Source organism: Subtercola sp. Z020, assembly GCF_002931235.1.
GTDB lineage: Bacteria > Actinomycetota > Actinomycetes > Actinomycetales > Microbacteriaceae > Subtercola.
Window position 1 is genome coordinate 78,382 of the sequence record NZ_PSTT01000009.1, and the last position, 20,918, is coordinate 99,299.

The following is a 20,918-nucleotide window of genomic DNA, read 5'->3' on the forward strand; positions in this document are numbered from 1 at the left end:
ATCAGTACAGGTCGGCTTTACCGGCGGCTTCGAACAGGTCGATCTTGTGGGCGGCGACCTTCTTCATCGCCGCGATGGCGGGCGGCTGAATGGTGTTCGGTTCGCGAAGACCCTTGTTCTCCAGCTCTGTGCGCATGGCGTCATGGTAGGCCGCCTTGATGTCGCTCGAGATGTTGATCTTGTTGATGCCGTACTTCACGGCCTCGGCGATCTCGGAGTCGGGGTTGTTCGAGCCGCCGTGCAGCACGAGCGGAATGGGCAGCAGCGCCTTGATCTCCTGCAGCAGGTCGATGCGCAGCTTCGGCTCCAGATCCTGCGGGTAGAGGCCGTGGCTGGTGCCGATGGCGATGGCCAGGCTGTCGACGCCGGTCTGCTCCACGAAGTCGACGGCCTCAGAGGGCACCGTGTAGATGATCTCCCCGCCCTCCTCTGCTTCTTCGTCGAGCTTGCCGATGGTGCCGAGCTCGCCCTCTACCGACAGGCCGACGTCGTGGGCGGTGTCGACGACGCGCTTGGTGACGGCGACGTTCTCGTCGAACGGGCGCATCGACATGTCGATCATCACCGAGGTGAAGCCGGCCTGGATCGCCGTCAGCATCTGCTCGTACGATCCGCCGTGGTCCCAGTGGATCGCCACGGGGATGCTCGATTTGTGAGCGCGCTCGCGGATCGCGAGGATGGCCTCGACGCCCAGGTGGCTCACCTCATCCGGGTGGATCGCGACGATCATCGGCGCGTTCTTCTCTTCGCTGATCTCGAAGAGGCCGTTCATCATGGCGTAGTCACTGACGTTGAACGCCGGGATCGCGAAGTTGTGTTCGTTCGCGACGGCGAGCAGGTCTTTACCGGTCATCAGCATGGTTGGTTGTTCTCCTTGTTGTGGTGGTGCGGGCGGTGGGTCGAAGGGCGCGAGGGATGTCGCGGGGTCAGCTCTTCACGGAACCGGAGGTCAGACCGCCGATGAAGTAGCGCTGGAAGATGAGGAAGAGCAGCAGCACGGGGATGCTGCCCATGATCGAGATGGCCATCATCTGGTTCCACTCGTAGGAGTTCTGCCCGATCAGGAGCTGGATGCCGACCGGCACCGTGCGCAGGTCGTTGGTTCGGGTCAGCGTCAGGGCGAACAGGTACTCGTTCCACGAGATCATGAACGTGTAGACGGCCACCGAGACGATGCCGGGCACGGAGATCGGCACCAGGATTCGCCAGAGCGCGGTCCAGGCTCCCGCGCCGTCGACCTTGACCGCCTCGTCGAGCTCTTTGGGCAGGGTGTTGAAGTACGCCGTCATCATGATGATCGCGTAGGGCAGCGTGAACACGATGTAGGTCAGAATGAGGCCCGCGTAGGTGTTGTAGAGCCCGAGCGAGACCATCAGGCCGAAGAACGGAATGATGAGCGCGATCGGCGGCACCGCCTGGGTGCCGATGATGATGACGTTCATCACCCGCTTGCCGCGGAACTCGTACCGGCTGAAGGCGTAGGCCGCCATGATGGCGAACAGCACGGTCAGTGCGGTCACCGAGAGGGCGACCACGTAGCTGTTGATGAAGAAGCGGATCTCCTCCGGGTCGTTCAGGACCGCGAGGTAGGCGTCGAAGCTGAAACCCTGGGTGATGATCTGCGGCGGGTAGGCGAAGATCTCGGTGTTCGTCTTGAAACTGCTGATGAGCATCCAGAACACCGGAAAGCCGGCGAAGACCGCGCCGACCAGCAGGCCGACGAGCAGCGCGACGCGGAGCCCGACCTTGCGGGGGGTGGTGATGGTGGACATGGTCAGCTCTCCGATCGTTGCGAGCGCACGTAGAAGACAGCGACGATGAGCGAGAAGACGAGCACGATCACCGCGCTCGCCGAGGCTGCCGAGAAGTCGAAGCCCGTGAACGCGAGCTTGTAGGTGAAGGTGCTCAGCATCTCGGTGACGCTGATCGGGCCGCCACCGGTCGTGAGCCAGATGAGGGCGAACTGCTGCGTCGTCCACAGAACGTCGAGCATGGCCATCGAGATGATGATCGGGCGCAGTTGGGGCAGCGTCACGTTCAGAAACTGCTGGAACCCGGATGCGCCGTCGACGCGCGCTGCCTCATAGAGGTCGGCGGGTACGCCCTGCAGGCCCGCGAGGAGGCTGATCATGAAGAACGGGTAGCCGGCCCAGATGTTCATCACGGTCACGGCGAACAGGGCAGAGGCCGGGTCGCCGAACCAGGCGATCGGGCTGCCGGTGAGGTGCACCGCCTGCAGCAGGTAGTTGATGACGCCCTGCGGGTCGAGCAGCAGTCGCCAGAGCACCGCGATGATGGCGGCCGTGAACAGCCACGGCAGAATGTAGATGACGCGGAAGACCGCTCGCGGCACCGCACCGATCAGCTTCGAGTTCAGCATCAGCGAGAAGCCGAGCCCGATGAGCAGATGGGCGACGACGCTCGTGACGGTGAAGACGAGCGTGTTGAGGGCGGCGTTCCAGAACTCGGGGTCGGTGAGCAGGGTCACATAGTTGGTCAGGCCTGCGAACGACGCGTTCTTGGTGGTGATGGCCCCGTCTGACACGGAGTAGCTGACGACCAGGATGATCGGAACGACCATCAGGGCGATCAGGAGGATCGCGGTGGGGGCGACGAAGCCGTAGGGCGCGGTCTTGCCCGCGAGGCGCGCCGACCCGAATCGGGACGAGGTTCGTTTCGCACGCAGAGCTGTCATGTGTGGTGCTTCTTTCCGAGAGGAGAGGGTCACGCCGCATCCGTCATGTGGGGTGGCAGATGCGGCGTGCCCGAACTACAGCGAGTTCTGGGAGGGGCCTAGAAGGCCTTCGTCCAGCTCTCCTGGGTGGTCTTGAGCATGTCGCCCACGCTCTCGTCGCCGTTCAGCGTCTTCTGGAACTCGGTGTCGAAGTCGCGCATCAGCTGGTCTGAGGTGGGCAGGCCGACGAACTCGTTCGCGGGGTAGCCGGCCTGGTAGATCTTGAACGCCTCCTCGTAGAGGGGGTCGCTGCCGGTGAAGTCGGGCGTCGCCGTGCTGTTGGCCGGGAAGCCGTGCGCAAGGCTCGAGATGTTCGCGTTGACGTCTTTGCTCATCAGGTACTGCACGAACTTCCACGACTCGGCCTTGTGCTCGGAGTTGTTCGACACACCGATGCCCCACGAGGCGAAGGGGATGCCGCGCTTGCCGGTGTAACCGTCGGTCGCCGGGATGGCGGAGATGCTGAACTTCAGGTTGGGGTTGGCGTCGCGGATGGTGGTGATGTGCGCGAGGGAGTCGACCATCATCCCGACCTGCCCATTGGTGAACTGGGTCACCTTGTCGGGCTCCTGCAGGGTGAAGGTACCGTCGGCGACCACCTTGGCGTCGTAGAGCGACTTCACGTAGTCGACGGCGCTCGTGACACCGTCGTTGGTGAGGTCGGGCTTGCCGTCTTTCAGCATGCTGCCGCCCGAGGCCCAGAGCCACGACATGACATCGTTCTGCACGCCGTTGGGGTTGGTGGTTCCGAGGGGGAGGATCCAGCCCTTCGCCGAGGTCTTCTCGGTGATCGCCTTCGCGTCGGCCAGGAACTCGTCGCGGGTGGCCGGGGGCGTAGTGACGCCGGCCTGGGCGAGCAGCTCGTCGTTCGTGAAGAGCGGGTAGACGAAGTTGACCACGGGAATGGCGTAGGTCGAGCCCTCGATCTGCACCTGGCTCGAGAGCTGGCTGTCGTCGTAGTTCGACGACTTCATCTCGTCGCTGAGGTTGTCGAGGGCGCCCTGCTTGACCAGGTTGTTCACCCACGCCCCATCGAGGCCGACGACGTCGGCGAGGGTGCCGGAGACGCCGGCCGTCGTCGTCTGGTCCTGCAGGGAGGAATAGGGCTGGGTGAGGAGCTTGACGGTGATGTTCGGGTTCTCGGCCTGGAAGCCGTCGACGATCTTCTGGAGGTCGCCGTCGGGGAGCTCGGAGCCCCACCACTGCGAGAACTCGATCGTCACCTTGCCGTCTGCGCTGGTGGAGCTGCCGCTGCTGCTGCAGCCGGCGGTGAGAAGGACTGCGGTCGTCGCGAGGGCCAGCCCTGCGAGCGTGACCCGACGGCCTCGAGCAACGTTGCTCATGTTCATCCAATCTTCGGTGATTGCTGAGTATTACGGGAATGTGCTGTTTTGTGCGCTTATGCGCGTGCTCAGATGCTAATACGCGGATGGTTTCGCGTCAATACGGAAAATCATGCACGATCGCTGATGCATTCGCGAAGATAAGCGCAGAAAGACGCGGCGCCCGTGCCCCGTCTGGTAGAAATGAGCCGTGGGTGATGATGGAGAACTGGGGAACACGGCGCAGCCGGTGCGGCTGCCGGCCGGGCGGAAGGCCGAGATAGCCGCCTATGTGGCCGAGGTCGAGCAGGTCACGGTCGCCGTGCTCTCCCGGCGGTTCGGGGTCTCTTCAGACACCGTGCGCCGCGATCTCGACCAACTGGCGGCCGACGGAATCCTGGTGCGCACCCACGGCGGCGCCGTGAGCCGGTCGGCCATGATCGTCACCGAGAAGAAACTCGACGTGCGCATGCAGCTGCACACCTCGGCCAAGGAGAAGATCGGTGCGCTCGCGGCGACCCTGGTCGACGATGCCTCGGTGATCATGCTGAACGCCGGCACGACGTGCCTGGCGCTGGCCCGGCACCTCGGCAACCACCGCGAGCTCACCATCGCCACCAACAACCTGCGCATTCCCGCCGAGGTGTCGCCGAAGGCGGTCAACGACCTCTACCTCTTCGGTGGCGCGGTGCGCCTGGCCGGCCAGTCGACGGTCGGCCCGGTGAGCTTTCGGGTGACGGGGCGAACGAGCGACCTCGAGCTGCGGTGCGACCTAGCCCTCATCTCGGTGGGCGCCGTCTCGGCCGACGGCGGCTACTCGACCAGCAACGTCAGTGAGGCGGTGATGATGGGGGAGATGATCGCCCGGGCGTCACGCGTGGCGATCCTGGCCGACTCGTCGAAGTTCGGCGCGCCCCTGTTCGCGCAGGTCGCAGCGCTCGGCGCCGCGGACTACCTGGTCACCGACAAGGAGCCCCCGCCCGAGCTCGCCGACGCCCTGCAGCGCCACGGCGTGCGCGTGCTGCTTCCCTCGGCCGAGCCGCCGGCCTGACGCGCTCGCGCTGACGCTCTCGCGCACATCTATTCCGTTGGCGGTATAGTTGTGTACTGTGCCTGAGGAGAGTGTGGCGGACTATGCCGAGCGGGAGGGGATCTCCGAGCGCCGGGTGCGAGCGCTGATTCGCGACGGAAAACTCTCCGCGAGGCTGGTCGGCCGGCAGTGGCTCATCGATCAGGCCTCTGTGCACCGACCAGCGTCGAGTCGGCCACTCAGTGCACAGATGGGCATCGGCCTCATCGCCGCTCTCTCGGGTCAGTCCGTGCCCGGGATGTCAGCCCCCCAACGCCGTCGCCTGCGCATCTACCTCTCGGAACTGCGCGGTGCCACTGATCCAGACCGCGTCCTCTCAGCCTGGATACCACAACGCCCTCCGCTGCAGTTGTCTGTGGCACCATCAGACCTCGACGACCTCGGCAGAGACGCGCGAATCACCAGGACCGGCTTCAGCGATCCGCGAGCCCGTGTCGCCGCGGCGGGGCAACTCGAAGTTCGTGTCGCCGAAGCCGACCTGAACGATCTGCAACGCGAATATCTTCTGCGTCCGTCTGACCGGCCCAATGTCTTCGTGCATGTCGACGACAGGGCGTCGTCGGCGCCGGTGCCCCTCGGACTGCTGCTCGTCGACCTCGCGCACCACCCTGGGGTGCGCGAGCGTTCGCGTGTCGCCGACCTTCTGAAGGAGATGTCGCCGTGACGATCGTCGCGCCCGCCATGAGTGCGGCACAGGCCGAAGCGTGGTTCGCGCTCTTCGGAATCTACGAGACCCACCCGAGCGGCTGGGCTCTCGTGGGAGGGCAGATGGTGCACTGCCTCTGCTGGGAGCGCGGAGCGAATCCGCCGCGGCCGACAGAGGATGCCGACGCCGTGCTCGACGTGCGGGCTCACCCCACCATGCTCTACGACTTCACTGCTGCACTCCAACGGCTGGGTTTCGAGTCCGCGGGGGAGGCGCCGTCGGTCACAGAGGGTGAGAAAGGGGTGCAGCACCGCTGGGTGAAGGGCAGTGCGCAGATCGATGTGCTCGTCCCCCGATTCCTGGGGGTGCGCGCCGACAACCGAGTCGGAGTGACCGGAGGCCGCACGATCGCGGCGCCCGGCGGCCAGGGTGCGCTGAATCGCGCGCAGCCGGTCGAGGTGCAGGTCGCGGGGAGGAGGGGAACGATCATCCGCCCCACCCTGCAGGGTGCCCTGGTCGCCAAATCGTCGGCGCTTCTCATCGGTGAAGGCGCGCGAGGCGACCGCCATCTCAACGATCTGGCCGTACTGGCTTCACTGGTCACCCGGCGGGATGCCGTCGGAAGGGGCCTCACGCGCACCGAAACGCTGCGGGTGCGCAAAGCTTTGGGCGCGGTTCTCGAACGGCCCGTACTCCATCTCGCTGTCGGCGTCGATGCGGCCACCGTCGAGGTGGTCCGCGGTCAGTTCGTCGTGGACTGAGGTGTCAGTCGGCGAGCAGCAGCGTGTAGACCTTGGCGATGCGGCCGTCGCGAATGAAGCAGGTGTCGAAGCCGCGCACGACGGGGGCCTCGCCCTCGGGGCCGAGGTTCCAAGCGAGATAGCCCATGTCGTGGTTTGCGTAGATGGGGCCGGCCGGCGAGAAGGTGAAGCCGGGGGCGCCGGCGAGCAGCCGGCCCGCCTTCGCGTCGAGCGCGTCGTAGCCCTCGACGACCTCGTCGGGGTCGAGGAAGACGACGTCTTCGGTGTAGGTGCGCTCGATGGCGGCGCGGCGGAGCGCCGGGTCGCGCTGGCCGAACACCTCGAGCAGGTTGGCGGTCATCAGGTCTTCTGTGCTGGCGGTCATCGGCGTGCCTTTCGTCGTGCACGGGTCGTCGTGCAGAGGTCGTCGTGCATAGGTCGTCGTGCAGGGGTCGTGATGCACAGTATGCCGCCTTGGCATACTGGATGGATGATCTTCCGACCGGCATCCCGTTCCCTCCGCCCGGCTCCTGCACGAGGCGCCGGCCGGCGCGCGGCGGTGGTCGTGGCGCTCGCCGCGTCGGTCGTGGTGCTCGCCGGGTGCTCGTCGAGTGGACTGAGCGCCCGGGAGGAGTCCCTCGGCGGGCCGTCGCCGGCACCTGCGACGAACATGCCCGACGCCGCCGCGCTCACCCCGGCCGGCACGGTGGTTCCGGCCGGCGAGTGGGCCGTCGTGCAGATCACCGACTCCACCTCGACCCCTCCCGTCAGCACGATCGCCATCCGCTCGGGCGCGATGCGTCAGGGCGATGCGGATGATCTCGCCGACGTCAAGGTTCTGAACGGTACGAGCGACAGCACCGCCGGAACGCCCTTCTACGTGAACTATTCCTGGGTGCTGCTGGAGGGCTCGGAGTTCTCCAGCCCGGTGCAGCGCGTCTCGACTCTCGACTCCGCGACCGGCGACACCGGCAGCACCCTGCTCGTTCCCGACGACTACGAGAAGTGCACCGACCCCACGACCGGCCAGTTCGACAACGACAACGTCATCAATGTGCTCTGCTCGGTCAGTGTCTACACCGGCGGGAATGTGCCCGACCGGCTGGTGATCGACGGTGACCCGAAGGACTACACGGGCGCCAAGGCCGTTCAGCTCGCGATCGGTTGAGCGTCTCAGAGGGCGATGGCGGCGATCCCGGCCAGCACGATCGCCGCGCCGACGAGGCGCCGGGCGAGCTGCCCTTCGTGGAACAGTCGCCACGCCAGCAGTGATCCGATCACGATCGATGACTCCCGGAGCGGCGCGACCAGCGCCACGGGGGCGGTCTGCAGTGCGGTCAGAACGAGAATGTACGAGACGGGCGAGAGCACCGCGACCGTGGTCACGGGTATGGCGTCCCGGCGCAGGTCGAGCCGCAGGCGGCCGCGGCGCCGGAGGGCCAGCGGCGCCAGCATCAGGCTCTGCGCCAGGAAGGTTCCCGTGAAGTACGTGACGGGCGAGAGGTGCAGCGCCGAGACGGCGTAACTGTCCCACAGGGTGTAGGCCGCGATTGCGACGCCGGTGGCGGCGCCCCAGCCCAGCCCGCCCGCCGCCCCGGGCCTCGCCGCTCTCAGCGGGTTGCCCGTGACGACGAGGATGCCCGCCACGACGACGAGGGCGCCGACGATCGGAAGGGTGCCCAGCCGCTCGCCGAAGAAGACCACCGCGACCACCATCGTCAGCACGGGGCCGGTTCCCCGCGCCACGGGGTAGACCACTCCGAGGTCGTGACGGTCGTATCCCGTCTGCAGCGTCAACGAGTACAGCAGGTGGAACACCGCCGAGCCGAGCGACCCGACGAGAAGCGCGACCGACACCGGCTGGTCGCCGTCGATCAGCGGCACGAGTCCGAACGGCAGGCAGAGAAGGGTTGCGAGGCAGGTGTACGCCCAGACGAAGACGATCGTGTCGCCGCGCCGGTACTTCGACACGGTGTTCCAGATGGCGTGGGCGACCGCGGCCAGCAGAACGATCGCGACGGTGGCCGGTGCCATCAGGTGAGGTTGGGGAGATCCATTCCCGCGTGCTCGGCCCGGCGTCTCCTCTCCGGGTCACGGAGCGCCAGAACTGCGGCCAGGGCATCGATGACGACCAACTGCGCCAGCCGGCTCCCCGCCGCGGCCATCTGGCCGGGGAGCGCGGCGCCCCCGACGGCGAGGGCGATGTCGGCGAGTTCGGCGAGCGGGGTGTCGTAGTGGTTGGTGAGGGCGACGAGTGCCGCACCGGCCGAGGTGGCCGCGTCGGCGACGGCGAGCGTCGACGCCGTTCTGCCCGTGGAGCTGACGGCGAGCACGACATCGCGCCCGTCGAGCAGCCGTGTCGCGATCATGGCCGATTCGTGGTCGGGGATGGTGAGGGCCCCGACGCCGAGCGCTCGCAGCCGGAAGACGGCATCGGCGGCGACTGCCGCCGATGTTCCCGCGCCCACGACGAGAACCTGGCGCGCATCCCGAACGGCATCGACGGCCCGGTCGAGCGCCGCGGGGTCGAGCGACCCGGCCAGGGCTGTCAATGCCTCAATGCCGGTCCGCGTGGCGGATTCGAGCACGTCGACGGTGGGGGCGTCGTCGGGAAGCGCAGGGGGAGGGCTGAAGAACTCGGTGGCGCCGCGTGCCCGGGCGATCTCGAACTTGAGGTCGGAGAACCCGGCGAAGCCGATCGCCCGTGCCGCGCGCACGACGCTCGGGGCAGAGACCCCCGCACGGGCGGCGACCTGGGCCGTGGTGCTCGTGCCGACGAACAGCGGGTCGGCCATCACGAGCGCGACCACCTTCGCCTCGCTCGCGGCCAGGTCGCCGCTCCGCCCCGCAACGGTTCCGAGCCAGCGCAGCAGCCCGGGGTGCTCATCAGAAACGCGATTACCGTCTGTGTCATCCATCGGTAACAGTGTAACGTGTCAGGCATGGCAGAAAACCGCACTCCCCCCGGCGACCGGCGCTCCCCGTCGGGCCGGCCGCCGACGGTCGCCGTGGTCGGCCCGGGCGCGATCGGCACGACGATCGCCGCGCTGCTGCACCGGGCCGGACAGACACCGCTGCTCTACGGGCGAACGCCCCGGCCGTGTGTCACCCTGCACGACGACGAGGGTTCTGTCACGGTGCCGGGCCCCGTGCGTACCCGACCCGAGCAGGCGGAGGGGCCCGTCGACCTCGTCTTCCTGGCCGTCAAGACGACGCAGGTCGAGGCCGCAGCTGTCTGGCTCGGTGCCCTCTGCCATCCGGGCACGGTCGTCTGCGTTCTGCAGAACGGGGTGGAGCAGCTGGCCTCGGTCACTCCGCACGCCGCCGGTGCCGCGGTCGTACCGGCTGTGGTGTGGTTTCCGGCCACCACGCAGCCCGACGGCTCAGTGCGACTGCGGGCGAGCGCCCGCCTGACCCTCCCCGACCTGCCCGCCTCCCGGGTCGTCGTCGCGGCGCTCGAGCAGACCGCCTGTTCGGTCGAGCTCGCACCGCACTTTCGGGCGGTGGCCTGGCGCAAGCTGCTGCAGAATGCGGTGGCCGGGTTGATGGTGCCGGCCCGGCGACGGTCGGGAATGTTCGTGCGCGACGACATCGCGGAGCTCGCCGAGCGCTACCTCCGCGAGGGGTTGGCTGTCGCCCGGGCTGAGGGAGCCGAGCTCGGCGACGAGACGGTCGGGGAGATCATCCGGTACTTCCGGGCGAATCCGGCAGACCTCGGAACCTCCATCCTCACCGACAGCCAGGCGGGCCGACCCCTGGAATGGGACACCCGCAACGGCATCATTCGGCGCCGGGGCCTGGCCCACGGCATCCCGACCCCGGTGAGCGACGTGCTGGTGCCGCTTCTGGCCGCATCGAGCGACGGGCCGGGCTGACCGGGCGGCGTGCCGAACGCGGGCGGCGCGGGCTGGCCGAGCGGGCCCGGCGCCGGCCCGGCCTCAGCCGCGCCGCTCCTCCGCCTCGCGGGCGAGCGTGAGGTAGCAGCTCGCCGTCCAGGTGTAGGCCCGGTCGCGAAGACCCTCCCCCGTCAGGGCGTCGAAGTTCTCGGCGAACCCCGACCGTTCGCAGAGCGCTCGGAAGCGGGCGCTGATGAGGTCGGCCAGCCCGGTCTCGCCCGCCTGGCGCAGACCGTCTTCGACGAGGGCGGTCGACGGCGCCCAGATGGGGCCGCGCCAGTAGCCGTCGGCCTCGTATTCCGGGGTGTCGACGAGCTGGGTCGCCGGGCCGAACTCGGTCAGGTGCAGCGAGATGCGTTCGGCCAGCAGGTGGCTGACCTCGGCAGGCAGGTGCGCGGCGGCGACGATCGGCAGGGTGGTCAGCAGAGACGTCGTCGTGCTGCGGCGACCCGTGGTCACGGCACGCGCGACGAAGGTGTCGGCATCCCAGAGCTCGAGGAGCGCCCCCCGCATCGACCGCAGTTCTGCCCGCCACTCGTCGGCGTCGCCGGCCAGGCCGAGCTCGTCGGCGAGTTCGGCGAGCACGTCGAACTGCACCACCAGGAAGGCGGCGAGGTCGGGCGATTCGATCAGGCGGTCGTTGTCGAAGGTGGTCGAGTTGTCCCAGCCGCTGTCGTTCCCGTGCTGATAGTGGGCGAGTGGATGCCCGGGGGCCCGCCGGGAGTCGAGCCAGAACCGGGTCCACCGCACCAGGGAGCCGTACAGCTCGGCCACGACGTCACGGCTCAGCGGTTCGGCGAGACTCTGGCGCAGCTTGCGGAACGCCCAGCCGTGGATCGGCGGCTTGACGAAGTTGTAGAGCACTTCGGAATGGGTGACCGAGTCGGGCAGGGCGCCCGCGGCATCCTGGAAGTCGAAGACGACGCTGAACTGGTCGATCGCCTCGCGGGGCAGTCCGGGGGAGAGGGCGAGCGCGTTGAAGCAGTGGTCCCAGCTCCAGACCTTGTCCATCCAGTGTTTGGACATGAGGATCGCCTCGCGCGTGAGAAAGCCGCGCGCGGAGACGGTGGCCGACCACAGAACGTACGCCGCAGCGACGGCGCCGGGCGTGCGCTCGCTCCGCCACGGGGCGACCCTGTCGACGTAGTCGTCGAAGTCGAGGGCGACGGCGCGGGCTGCCTCGTCGAATGAGAGGGTGCCGGTGAATGGGGCCCTTGCCGTCTCGAACTCCTCGATGGCCACCTCCCACTCGTCACCGCCGATGGTCACGGCCCGCTCGCCGGAGCCCAGCAGCTCGGCACCAGCCACGGTCGCCGTTCCTCGGAGGGTGGTGATGCGGTAGCGGCGGCCCGTCTCGTACGACGTGAAGACCGCTGAACCGTCGATCGGATCGTGAAAGAGATAGGTGCCGGTGAACGGGGTGAGTGCGGCGGCAGCGTCGGCGAGACGGAGGTCGAGCATCCGGCCGCGCAGCCGCAGTGTCGTGTCGTTCTCGAAGACGATCTCGATCTCCCCGCCCGCGCCGGCGAGCCGGAGCCTGCCCGGAGCGGCGTCGACGTCGACGGGCACGCGCTCGCCGCCCTGCAGGGGTTCGAGGGTGAAGATCGCGTGCATACCTGTCTGGTGGGAGACGAGGTGCAGGTCGTCGCGCACATCGTGCAGGGCGACCACGGGCGAGATGTCGAGCCATGAACCCCGCCGGCTGAACGGGATGCTGCGGATGTCGAAACCCGTCTCGGAGGGGGCGCTCATGCGGGCACGAAGACGCGCATCGTTGCCGGGCCGCGCTCTGCCCAGCGGTGGTAGGGCACGAACGCCAGGCCGAGCGCCGGGCGCCCGACCCGCTCGGAGGGCGGAGGGCCGTAGGGAAGACCGTCGTCGGCCGGGCCGTCGACGGCGGATCCGTGGGCGAGGGCTCCGTCACCGTGTTCTTCGAGGGCATGAGCGGTGTCGATACGGATGTTCTCCATGGTCACCCCTCGCGGCAGATCGGGCGATTCCAGACAGAGCACGAGGGGCCCGCGCTCGAGCGCGACCGTTCCGCGCAGGGCGTCGATGCGGGGGTCGGGCCAGGTGAACCGGGGCGCGACGGGCAGCAGCAGCGCCACCTCGTCTCCCGCAGAGAAGGTGCGGGTCACATCGGCCCAGCCCGGCCGCACAGGTGAGGCGTCGCCGCCGTTCACTCGCAGTGTCGCCCCCTCGGCCCAGCCCGGCACTCGGAGCCGGAGCCGGGCGTCGCCGGCCGGAGCCTCGTCGATGCGCACCGTGATCGCGCCCGCGTCGGGGTAGCGCGTCTGCACCGTGAGAACGAACCCGCCCGCGCGCACCTCGCCCGCCGCGTACTGCAGAAGGGCGATTCCGCGCTCGTCGACCGCGGCGGTGTACGACCCGAGCGAGGCGAGGGTGCGGGCGACGTTCGTCGGGCAGCACGACACGTCGAACCACGGGGCGCGCACGCCGCCCTCGGCGCGGCCGTTCACGCCGGCACCCGCCGGGGCACCGGCCTCGCGCTGGTGCAGGGGGTTCGCATAGAAGAAGGCACGGCCGTCGTCGCTCGGCGAGGTGGCGACGACGTTGAAGAGGGTGCGCTCGATGAGGTCGGGATAGCGCGCGTCGCCGGTGGCGAGGTAGAGCCGCCAGGCGAGCATGACGGAGCCGACTCCGGCGCAGGTCTCGCAGTACGCACGGTCGGCCGGGAGCTCCCAGTCGTCGCCGAACCCTTCGTCCTGGTGGCGCGAACCCATACCGCCGGTGAGGTAGGTGCGGCGCGCGACCGTGCGATCCCACTGCCGGGCGACGGCGTCGAACAGCGCATCGTCGCCGGTCTCCACCGCGACGTCGAGCGCGCCCGCTGAGAGGTAGAGAGCCCGCACCGCGTGGCCCCGGAGCGCGACCGCCTCTCTGACCGGCACGTCGTCCTGGAAGTACTCGGCCGACAGCAGGGGGCGCACGGCCAGGGTGCCGTGGCCGCGGCGCTCGATGAAGAGCCGGGCCTGCTCGAGGTAGCGACGCTCGCCGAAAGCGCGCCCCGCTTCGACGAGCGCCACCTCTATCTCGGGGTGACCGCAGACCGCGTCGCGGCCGCCCTCCCCGAATTCCTCGCAGACCTGGTCGGCCGCGCGCCGACCGATCCGCACGAGCTCGTCATCGTGGCCGGTGCGGTGTCGCGCGACGGCGGCCTGCAGCAGATGACCGGTGTTGTACAGTTCGTGGCCCATCGCCAGGTCACTGTACCGGGGGGCCAGCCCCGCATGCCCATGGGCCGTGTTCAGGTAGCCGTCGGCATCCTGGGCGGCGCCGACCCGGGCCACCAGGGCCTCGAACGTCTCCTGGAGGGCGGGGTCGTCGGAGCGGCCGAGCTCCCACGCCATCGCCTCCAGCAGTTTGTAGATCTCGGAGTCGGAGAACTGCCAGCCCGGGCGATCGGTGATCGTCTCGCCGCGCGCAACGCGGTCGAAGTTCGCGATCCAGCCGAGGCGTTCCATCCAGGCGAGGCAGTGGCCGAGGGTGGCTCGGGCATTGACGCCCTGGCGTCTGCCCCAGAAGCCCGCCGGGTCGAGGGTCACGTCGCCGACACCGACGCCTCTGCGAAGGCCCGTCGTGGGCGCGACGGGCACTCCGGTCGCTGCGCTCGTGCCGGGCGTGGTGCCGGCTGTCGTCGCGGAGAGGGTCATGGGGTCAGTCCTTCACTGCGCCGGCGGTGACGCCGGCCGCGACGTAGCGCTGTGCCACGATCAGCAGCACGGCCGCCGGGATGGATGCTACAACAGCGGTCGCCATGATCGCGTTCCACTGGGTCGTGTTGTTGCCGATGTAGGAGTAGATGCCGAGGGTGACCGGCTTCAGCGGCGAGTTGCGGGCGAGCGTCGAGGCGAAGATGAAGTCCGACCAGGCCCAGAGAAAGGCGAACAGCGCGACCGTGAGCGCCGAGTTGCGGCTGAGCGGCAGCACGACCGACGTGAAGGTGCGCCAGGCGCTCGCCCCGTCCATCCGGGCCGCCTGAAGAAGCTCGGCCGGGAGGCCGCTCATGAACGCGGTGAACAGCAGCACGCCGAACGGAACGGCGATGGTCGAGTCGGCCAGGATGAGCCCGCCGACACCATTGAGCAGGCCGAGGCGAACGTAGATGGCGTAGAAGCCCATCGCCATCACGACACCGGGGATCATCTGCGCCACGAGGAGAACGAAGTTCAGCGTTCGCCCGCCCCGCAGGTTCAGAAGGGCGATGGCGTAACCCGCGGGGGTCGCGATGACGAGGGTGAGCGCGACGCAGCCCAGCCCGATCAGCAGACTGGTGCCGAGGTTCGGCAGCTGCTGCCGCAGCACCTCGGTGTAGCCCTCGAGGGTGGCGTCGGTGGGGAAGAGGTGCGGTGGGCTCAGGCGCAGGTCTCGGGTCGGGGTGAACGAGACGTTCACCATCCAGTAGATGGGAAAGAGCATCAGCGCGGTGAAGACGATGCCGAGCGCGGTCTTCCACCAGTTTCTGCGGGCGGTCATGAGTTCTCCTGACGACGCTGCATCCGCAGGTACAGGAACCCGAAGATGAGGGCGATGATGATGAGGATGTTGCCCACCGCAGAGGCCGGTGAGAGGTCGGGCTGGCCGGTGCCGAAGGCTTCGCGGTACGACCAGGTGGCCAGGGTGGTGGTCGAGTTCGCCGGGCCGCCCTTGGTCATGATCCAGATGATGTCGACGACCTTCAGGGTGTAGACGAGCCCGAGCAGCAGGGTGATCGCCGAGACCGGGCGCAACAGCGGGAAGGTGATGCTCCAGAACTGGCGCCACGCCCCGGCGCCGTCGAGCGAGGCGGCCTCGTACACGTCGGCAGAGATGTTCTGCAGGCCGGAGTACAGAATGACGAGGTTGAACGGGATGCCCAGCCAGATGTTCGCGATGATGACCGCGATCATCGAGGTGTCGGGTGAGGTGAGCCAGTTGATCTGGCCGATGCCGACGGCCTGCAGAAAGGCGTTGACGATGCCGTTGTCGCTGTTGAGCATCCAGGCCCATACTGACCCCGAGACGATCAGGGGCAGCAGCCACGGCACGAGGAAGAGCGCGCGCAGCACGCCGCTCAGCCGGAAGTGGTTGCGGAAGAACACGGCCAGGGCGAGGCCGAAGACGTACTGGAAGACCAGGGAGGCGAACACGAAGACGGCCGTGTTCAGGAGCGCCTGGCTGAACAGCGGCGACGACACCACGTCGGCGTAGTTCTTCAGCCCGACGAAGGCGGCGTTTCCCTGCACGAAGGCGCGCACGGTGTAGTCGTGCACACTCAGGTCGATGCTGCGGAACAGCGGATAGGCGTAGAACGCGGCGAGGTACACCAGAAGGGGAGCGGCGAAGGCCGCTGCCACCCAGCGCGATCCGCCGAGTCTCGAGCGCCGACGACGGGCGGGTGGGCGGTCGTCGGCCGTGTCGCGGGGGTCACCCGGTACGGGCGTCGCCGGCGGTGCCATGGAGAGTGTCATCCCTGATCCTTCGTTGCGGGTTCCTGCCGGCGGGCGGGGGCCCGCCGGCAGGAACGTCGAGTGCTACTTGCCGTCGGTGGCGGAGGCCGCCGCCGTCTGGGCTGCGGCGAGGGCATCCTGGGGGGATGACGCGCCGGAGAGGGCGCTCTGCACGGCCGTCCACAACTGCTCGGAGATCAGCGGGTAGTTCGTGCCGAGATTGTCGCTGGTGCGACCCTTCGCCGACTGCACCGCAGAGACCCAGGTCTTCAGGTCGGGGTGCTCGGTCAGGAGCTGTTCCTGGCCGGCGCTGGTCGGCGGGATGTAGTACGCGAAGGTGTCTGCCGTCTTGACGAAACCGTCGGGCGTCGTCATGCAGTCGACGATCTTCTTCGTGGTCTCGTACCGGGCGGTGTCCTTCTGAACCGGGGTGGTGATGAACTCTCCACCGGTCGGCGCGGGGGCCACACCGGAGTCGACGGCCGGAATCTCGATGATGCCGGTCTTGAACGACTGCTTTGCGGCGTTGTCGACCTGCCAGGTCCCGTTCTCGCCGAAGGCGAAGTCACCCGTGATGAACTCCTCCCAGGTGGTGTTCTGCGAGTTGGTGATCACCGACTGCGGGGCGTACCCCTTGGTGACCCAGTCGGTCCACAGCGACAGGGCGCTCACGGCCTGGGGTGAGTCGAGCTTCGTGAGATCGGCGCCCGATCCCCAGAACCAGGGCAGGAACTGGAATGACCCCTCTTCGGTGTTGATGCCCGCGAAGGTGATGCCCTTGTGGCCGGCCGCGGTGACCTTGGCGAGCGCGTCGGTCAGACTGCTCCAGCTGGTGATCGTTGCGGGGTCGACACCGGCCGCCGACAGGATGTCGGCGTTGTAGTAGAGCGCGAGGGTGTTCGCGCCGATGGGCACACCGTAGTTCTTGCCGTCGATCTGGCCGGCGGCGAGCAGGTTGGCGTCGATTCCCGAGGTGTCGAGACCGAGTTCGTCTGTCGTGGTCAGCATTCCGGTGTCGGCCAGCGTCGAGACCGCCGGGTTGTCCAGCAGGATGACGTCGGGCGCCGTGCCCTCCTGGGCGGCGAGGAGCGCCTGGTTGGTGAGGGAGGTGGTGTCGTAGGCGGTGCGCTGGATGGTGACGCCGGCATCGGTGCCGCAGGCCTGGACGCGGTTCGCCCAGTCGGAGCCCTCAGCGTGCTGGGGGTACGGGTCCCACCAGGTGTAGGTGCCGCCGGCGGCGTCGGTCGACGAGCCGGTGCTCGATCCGGAGCAGCCGGCAAGGGCGCCCACAGCGAGGGCTGCGACGGCGATGACGACCGGCGCTCGGAATTTTCGGGTGATCATGTGTTCCTCCTTGAACATGTCCGGGATGCCGGACGTCGGGTCAGTGACGGGTGGGTGGAACGGCTGTGCTGCCGCGGTCATCGATCTGCGGTGCGATCAGATCGACGACGGTTTTCTCCGAATCAGACGTGCCTTCGATTCGGGAGACGAGGTGCTCGACAGCGCGGCGACCGAGCTCGGCGGCTGCGCTGTCGATGGCGGTGTAGGGCAGGGAGAAGGTTCGGGCGAAGTCGTCGGAGTACCGGCCGATCACCGAGATGTCGCGCGGGGCGGAGATGCCACGGCTCTGCAGAACGCTCGGGAGTGCGGCGGCGGCGGCCTCATTGTTCAGAAGCAGGCCGGTCGCGTTCGGATGCGCATCGAGGAGGTCGTCGAGCTCCCTCCCGATCTGCGGCTGGGTCGACGAGCCGAAGTGGTGGTGCAGGGTGACGCCGAGTTCGGCCGCCTGCTCCCGGGCAGCATTCGCGAGGCGCCACACGTAGGCTCCGCCGCGCTGCAGCACGTGTTCGGGTTGCGACACCAGCACCAGCTCGCGGTGCCCGAGCTCGGCGAGCGTCTCGACCATCAGGCGGCCGGTCGCGGCGAAGTCGAGGTCGAAGACGTCGATCTCCGACGGGTCACCGGGCAGCCCCACCAGGGAGCCGGGCTGCGGTGCCCGGCGGAGGGGGTCGAGACGGTCGTCGTTCTCGGCGACGTTCAGCAGAATGAACCCGTCGACCATGCGTGAGGCCGAGATGCGGGTGAGGGCGGAGACGCCGTCTTCTTCGGTCAGCAGCAGGGTGTCGTACCCGCAGTCGCGGGCACGGTTCGTGACGCCCAGGATGTACTGCAGCATCGCGGGGGCGAATTCGTCTTCGAAGAACTGGGCGAGGAGGCCGATGACCTTCGTCTGGGAGGTGGCCAGCGCCTTGGCCCCTGCGTTCGGCGTGTACCGGAGCTGCTGAACGGCCTGCTCGACCTTCTCCCGCACCTCGGCCGAGATCGATCGCTTGCCCGACAGCGCGTACGAAGCGGTGCTGCGTGAGACGCCCGCTATCCGGGCCACGTCTCCGATTGTCGCCATGCCTGTCTCCGTTGACTAGTGTCGAACCGGTTCGATTCGAACCGGTTCGACACTACATCGACAGACATCCGACTGCAAGAGGGAAATACGATCAGGCGGTCGGGCGCCGATCGGTCGATGCGCGCACGATGAGCTCGGTGGGCATCAGGGTCACGAGAGGGGTCGGCTTGTTCTCGATCAGGCGCACCAGCACCTCGGCCATCTTCGCGCCCAGTTCGTGCGACGGCTGGTTGATGGTGGTCAGCGACGGTGACGCCGTCGAGCCGAAGTAGTTGTTGTCGTAGCCGGCCACCATGATGTCGTCGGGGATGCGCAGACCGTGGTCCCTGATGACCGAGTACGCGCCCGCGGCCATCTGGTCGTTGGCGGTGAAGAGCCCGTCGATCGGCCGGCCCCGCTCGAGCAGGCGTCGCATGGCCTCGGCACCCGACTCGGGCGTGAAGTCGCCCACTTCGACGAGGGAGTCGTCGAGCCCCCGGCTCTGCAGTGCACGGCTCCAGCCGGCGAGCCGGTCGAAGCCCGGAGGCATGTCCTGGGGGCCGGCGATCGTGGCGACGTGGCGGGCGCCGCGGTCGAGCAGGTGTTCGGTGGCCGTGGCCGCTCCCGCGACGTTGTCGACGTCGACGAAGTAGCTGTCTTCGTCGTTCTGGATGAGGGGCCGCCCGCCGAAGACGATGGGAAGGGTGGCGCCGAGGTGGCTGAAGTCGTGGTCACCGCTGTGGTGCGAGACGACGATCGCCCCGTCGGCGTTGCCGCCAAGCAGGTAGCGCCTCGTCTTCTCCGAGCGCAGCTCAGAGGAGATCAGCATGTTCAGCGTGTACTCGGTCTCAGACAGCGCCATGGCGATGCCCTGCACGACGGTCGCGAAGAACGGGTCGCTGAACAGCTTCGCGGTCGTCTCGGGCACCACCAGGGCGATCACCTGGGTGCGGCGGCTCGCCAGGGATCGCGCGGCACGGTTCGGAACGTAGTTCAGCCGGGCGATCGCCTCGTTCACCGCCTGTACGACGTGCTCGGTGACCCGGGGCGAGTCATTGACGACCCGGGAGACGGTGGCCCGCGAGACCCCTGCTTCTGCGGCGACCATCTCGAGAGTGGGCGTGCGGGGCGGCCCCTGGCGGGAGGGAGAGGTGTCTGTGGTCACGGGCCCTCTCCCTCAGTCGTTCACGAATCGGCTCCTCAGCGAACTTCAGTGTAGAGCGTCGATCGGAGCTCTTCGATCAGTGCCGCGTAGGCGAGACCGCTGTCCTTGACGGTGCGCCTCTGGGTCTGGTAGTCGACCCTAACGATGCCGAATCGCTTCTCGTAGCCCCAGGCCCACTCGAAGTTGTCGAGCAACGACCAGACGAAGTACCCGCGAACATCGGCTCCGTCGGCGATCGCGCGCCCCACGGCATCGATGTGCGCGCGGATGTACGCCGTTCGCTCGACATCGTGCACGCCCCCATCCGGTGCCACCGTGTCGTCATAGGCCGCCCCGTTCTCTGTCACGTAGAGCGGAGGCAGATTCGGGTATTCGTGGCCCAGTCGAACGAGCAGCCGGGCGAGGCCCTCGGGATGCACCTCCCAGCCCATCGCAGTTCGCGGCAGGTCGCGCGGCGGGAAGGTGACGAACTCCGAACCGGGGAAGGGCGAACGCCGGGGCCGGGCCGACGGCGAAGGCGGAAGCGGCGACTCCCCCTCGGGGCGGGCGTGCGGATGCCCGCTGACGTTGTCGTCGTGGTAGTGGTTCACCCCCAGAAAGTCGAGGGGAGCCGAGATGATGTCGAGGTCGCCCGGGTGGATGTGCTCCTCGAGCCCGAACTCCCGCACGTCGTTCAGCACGTCGTCGGGGTAGCTCCCGCAGAGCAGGGGGTTCAGGAACAGCCGGTTGAACAGGCCGTCGACACGGCGTGCCGCATCGAGGTCGACCGGGTCGTGCGGGTCGTTCGGCACGGCGTTGGTCAGGTTCAGGGTGATTCCGAGCCGGGTCTCCCGGTCATCCCGCTCGCCGAGTCGGCGCAGGCGCCGAACGGCGAGACCGTGCGCGAGGTGCTGGTGGTGCGCGGCCGCGAGGCCGGCGCGCGGGTCGACGCGGCCGGGTGCATGCTCGCCGGAGACGTACCCGATGAGCGAGGAGCAGAGCGGCTCGTTGAAGGTGGTCCAGTGCGTGACGCGATCGCCGAGGGCGTCGTACACCGCCTCTGCGTAGTCGGCGAAGCGGTACGCCGTGTCCCTGTTCGCCCACCCGCCCCTGTCTTCGAGGGCCTGGGGCAGATCCCAGTGGTAGAGCGTGAGCCAGGGGAGGATGTCGGCGTCCAGCAGCTCGTCGACGAGCCGCGAGTAGAAGTCGAGCCCCTTCTGGTTGACGAAGCGGTCGCCGGGCTTGACCCGTGCCCAGCTCGTCGAGAAGCGGTACGACCCGAGGCCCAGCTGTTTCATCAGCTGCACGTCGGCGGGCATGCGGTGGTAGTGGTCGACCGCCGATTCCGGAGTGTCGTCGTGCGCGATCGCGCCGGGCTGTTGGGCGAAGTGGTCCCAGATGGAGTCCTCTTTGCCGTCTTCGTGGGCGGCCCCCTCGATCTGGGCCGCCGCGGTGGCGGAGCCCCAGATGAAGTCGGCGGGCCAGGGGTGCAGTGCGAGGTCGGTCATCA

At 68.2% G+C, this 20,918-nt stretch carries 20 protein-coding genes and 1 pseudogene; 6 read left to right on the forward strand and 15 right to left on the reverse strand.

The genetic code is table 11. The annotated features are described in order from the left end of the window. Position 1: 1 nt before the first annotated feature. The 4 genes from C5B96_RS01275 to C5B96_RS01290 all read right to left on the reverse strand — a co-directional run bounded on the left by C5B96_RS01275 (position 2) and on the right by C5B96_RS01290 (position 4,077). Positions 2-859 (reverse strand): ketose-bisphosphate aldolase, encoded by an 858-nt coding sequence (locus tag C5B96_RS01275; protein ID WP_104242150.1) that lies wholly within the window; start codon positions 857-859, stop codon positions 2-4. A gap of 67 nt (positions 860-926) precedes the next feature. Continuing rightward, positions 927-1,772, reverse strand: a complete 846-nt coding sequence (locus C5B96_RS01280; RefSeq protein WP_104242152.1) for a carbohydrate ABC transporter permease — start codon at positions 1,770-1,772, stop codon at positions 927-929. A 2-nt stretch (positions 1,773-1,774) separates the two neighbouring features. After that, positions 1,775-2,695 carry a carbohydrate ABC transporter permease gene (locus C5B96_RS01285; RefSeq protein WP_104242154.1) on the reverse strand — a complete coding sequence of 307 codons (921 nt, stop codon included), beginning with the start codon at positions 2,693-2,695 and terminating at the stop codon, positions 1,775-1,777. A gap of 98 nt (positions 2,696-2,793) precedes the next feature. Beyond that, a complete protein-coding gene (locus tag C5B96_RS01290; protein ID WP_104242323.1) occupies positions 2,794-4,077 on the reverse strand; it encodes an ABC transporter substrate-binding protein in 1,284 nt (427 codons plus the stop codon). A 190-nt stretch (positions 4,078-4,267) separates the two neighbouring features. On the opposite strand from C5B96_RS01290, the gene C5B96_RS01295 reads away from it, so the two are divergent. From C5B96_RS01295 to C5B96_RS01300, 4 genes and pseudogenes are all read left to right on the forward strand, one after another. Continuing rightward, on the forward strand, positions 4,268-5,107 hold the full coding sequence (locus C5B96_RS01295) for a DeoR/GlpR family DNA-binding transcription regulator (RefSeq protein WP_233188922.1): 840 nt from the start codon (positions 4,268-4,270) through the stop codon (positions 5,105-5,107). A 73-nt stretch (positions 5,108-5,180) separates the two neighbouring features. Further along, positions 5,181-5,291, forward strand: a pseudogene (locus C5B96_RS18030) (helix-turn-helix domain-containing protein); the annotation flags it as partial. A gap of 45 nt (positions 5,292-5,336) precedes the next feature. Next, positions 5,337-5,810 (forward strand): hypothetical protein, encoded by a 474-nt coding sequence (locus C5B96_RS17020; RefSeq protein ID WP_146078059.1) that lies wholly within the window; start codon positions 5,337-5,339, stop codon positions 5,808-5,810. After that, a complete protein-coding gene (locus C5B96_RS01300) occupies positions 5,807-6,553 on the forward strand; it encodes a hypothetical protein (RefSeq protein WP_104242156.1) in 747 nt (248 codons plus the stop codon). The genes C5B96_RS17020 and C5B96_RS01300 overlap by 4 nt, the downstream gene beginning before the upstream one ends. Positions 6,554-6,557: 4 nt before the next feature. Here C5B96_RS01300 and C5B96_RS01305 read toward each other — a convergent pair whose 3' ends face one another. Next, a complete protein-coding gene (locus C5B96_RS01305) occupies positions 6,558-6,917 on the reverse strand; it encodes a nuclear transport factor 2 family protein (protein ID WP_104242158.1) in 360 nt (119 codons plus the stop codon). A gap of 105 nt (positions 6,918-7,022) precedes the next feature. Here C5B96_RS01305 and C5B96_RS01310 point away from each other — a divergent pair, with 105 nt between their 5' ends. After that, positions 7,023-7,700: a hypothetical protein gene (locus C5B96_RS01310; protein ID WP_146078060.1), complete on the forward strand. Its 678-nt coding sequence runs from the start codon at positions 7,023-7,025 to the stop codon at positions 7,698-7,700. Positions 7,701-7,705: 5 nt separating this feature from the next. Here C5B96_RS01310 and C5B96_RS01315 read toward each other — a convergent pair whose 3' ends face one another. Together C5B96_RS01315 and C5B96_RS01320 are read right to left on the reverse strand one after the other, a co-directional pair. Next, the gene (locus C5B96_RS01315) at positions 7,706-8,566 is read right to left on the reverse strand and encodes a DMT family transporter (RefSeq protein WP_104242162.1); all 861 of its coding nucleotides are present in this window, start codon (positions 8,564-8,566) and stop codon (positions 7,706-7,708) included. Beyond that, the gene (locus tag C5B96_RS01320; protein ID WP_104242163.1) at positions 8,566-9,450 is read right to left on the reverse strand and encodes a MurR/RpiR family transcriptional regulator; all 885 of its coding nucleotides are present in this window, start codon (positions 9,448-9,450) and stop codon (positions 8,566-8,568) included. Before C5B96_RS01320 ends, C5B96_RS01315 begins: the two co-directional genes overlap by 1 nt. A gap of 24 nt (positions 9,451-9,474) precedes the next feature. Between C5B96_RS01320 and C5B96_RS01325 the strand changes: the two genes are divergently transcribed. Further along, complete coding sequence (locus C5B96_RS01325; RefSeq protein WP_104242164.1) at positions 9,475-10,407, forward strand: oxidoreductase; 933 nt, start codon at positions 9,475-9,477, stop codon at positions 10,405-10,407. 63 nt (positions 10,408-10,470) lie between these two features. On the opposite strand, the gene C5B96_RS01330 is transcribed toward C5B96_RS01325, so the two are convergent. The 8 genes from C5B96_RS01330 to C5B96_RS01365 form a co-directional block, all read right to left on the reverse strand. Further along, a complete protein-coding gene (locus C5B96_RS01330; RefSeq protein WP_104242165.1) occupies positions 10,471-12,180 on the reverse strand; it encodes an amylo-alpha-1,6-glucosidase in 1,710 nt (569 codons plus the stop codon). After that, complete coding sequence (locus tag C5B96_RS01335) at positions 12,177-14,102, reverse strand: glycoside hydrolase family 127 protein (protein WP_104242167.1); 1,926 nt, start codon at positions 14,100-14,102, stop codon at positions 12,177-12,179. The genes C5B96_RS01330 and C5B96_RS01335 overlap by 4 nt, the downstream gene beginning before the upstream one ends. Before the next feature lie 4 nt (positions 14,103-14,106). Beyond that, entirely contained in the window at positions 14,107-14,925 is an 819-nt protein-coding gene (locus C5B96_RS01340; RefSeq protein ID WP_104242169.1) for a carbohydrate ABC transporter permease, read from the reverse strand. Further along, complete coding sequence (locus tag C5B96_RS01345) at positions 14,922-15,899, reverse strand: carbohydrate ABC transporter permease (RefSeq protein ID WP_158507095.1); 978 nt, start codon at positions 15,897-15,899, stop codon at positions 14,922-14,924. Before C5B96_RS01345 ends, C5B96_RS01340 begins: the two co-directional genes overlap by 4 nt. Before the next feature lie 63 nt (positions 15,900-15,962). Further along, positions 15,963-17,222 carry an extracellular solute-binding protein gene (locus tag C5B96_RS01350; RefSeq protein ID WP_104242329.1) on the reverse strand — a complete coding sequence of 420 codons (1,260 nt, stop codon included), beginning with the start codon at positions 17,220-17,222 and terminating at the stop codon, positions 15,963-15,965. Between the two features lie 40 nt (positions 17,223-17,262). Continuing rightward, positions 17,263-18,285: a LacI family DNA-binding transcriptional regulator gene (locus C5B96_RS01355; protein ID WP_104242171.1), complete on the reverse strand. Its 1,023-nt coding sequence runs from the start codon at positions 18,283-18,285 to the stop codon at positions 17,263-17,265. Positions 18,286-18,376: 91 nt separating this feature from the next. After that, positions 18,377-19,429 (reverse strand): LacI family DNA-binding transcriptional regulator, encoded by a 1,053-nt coding sequence (locus C5B96_RS01360; RefSeq protein WP_369826413.1) that lies wholly within the window; start codon positions 19,427-19,429, stop codon positions 18,377-18,379. 35 nt (positions 19,430-19,464) lie between these two features. Next, positions 19,465-20,916, reverse strand: coding sequence for a glycoside hydrolase family 1 protein (locus C5B96_RS01365; RefSeq protein ID WP_369826414.1), 1,452 nt, complete (start codon positions 20,914-20,916; stop codon positions 19,465-19,467). Between the last annotated feature and the right edge of the window lie 2 nt (positions 20,917-20,918).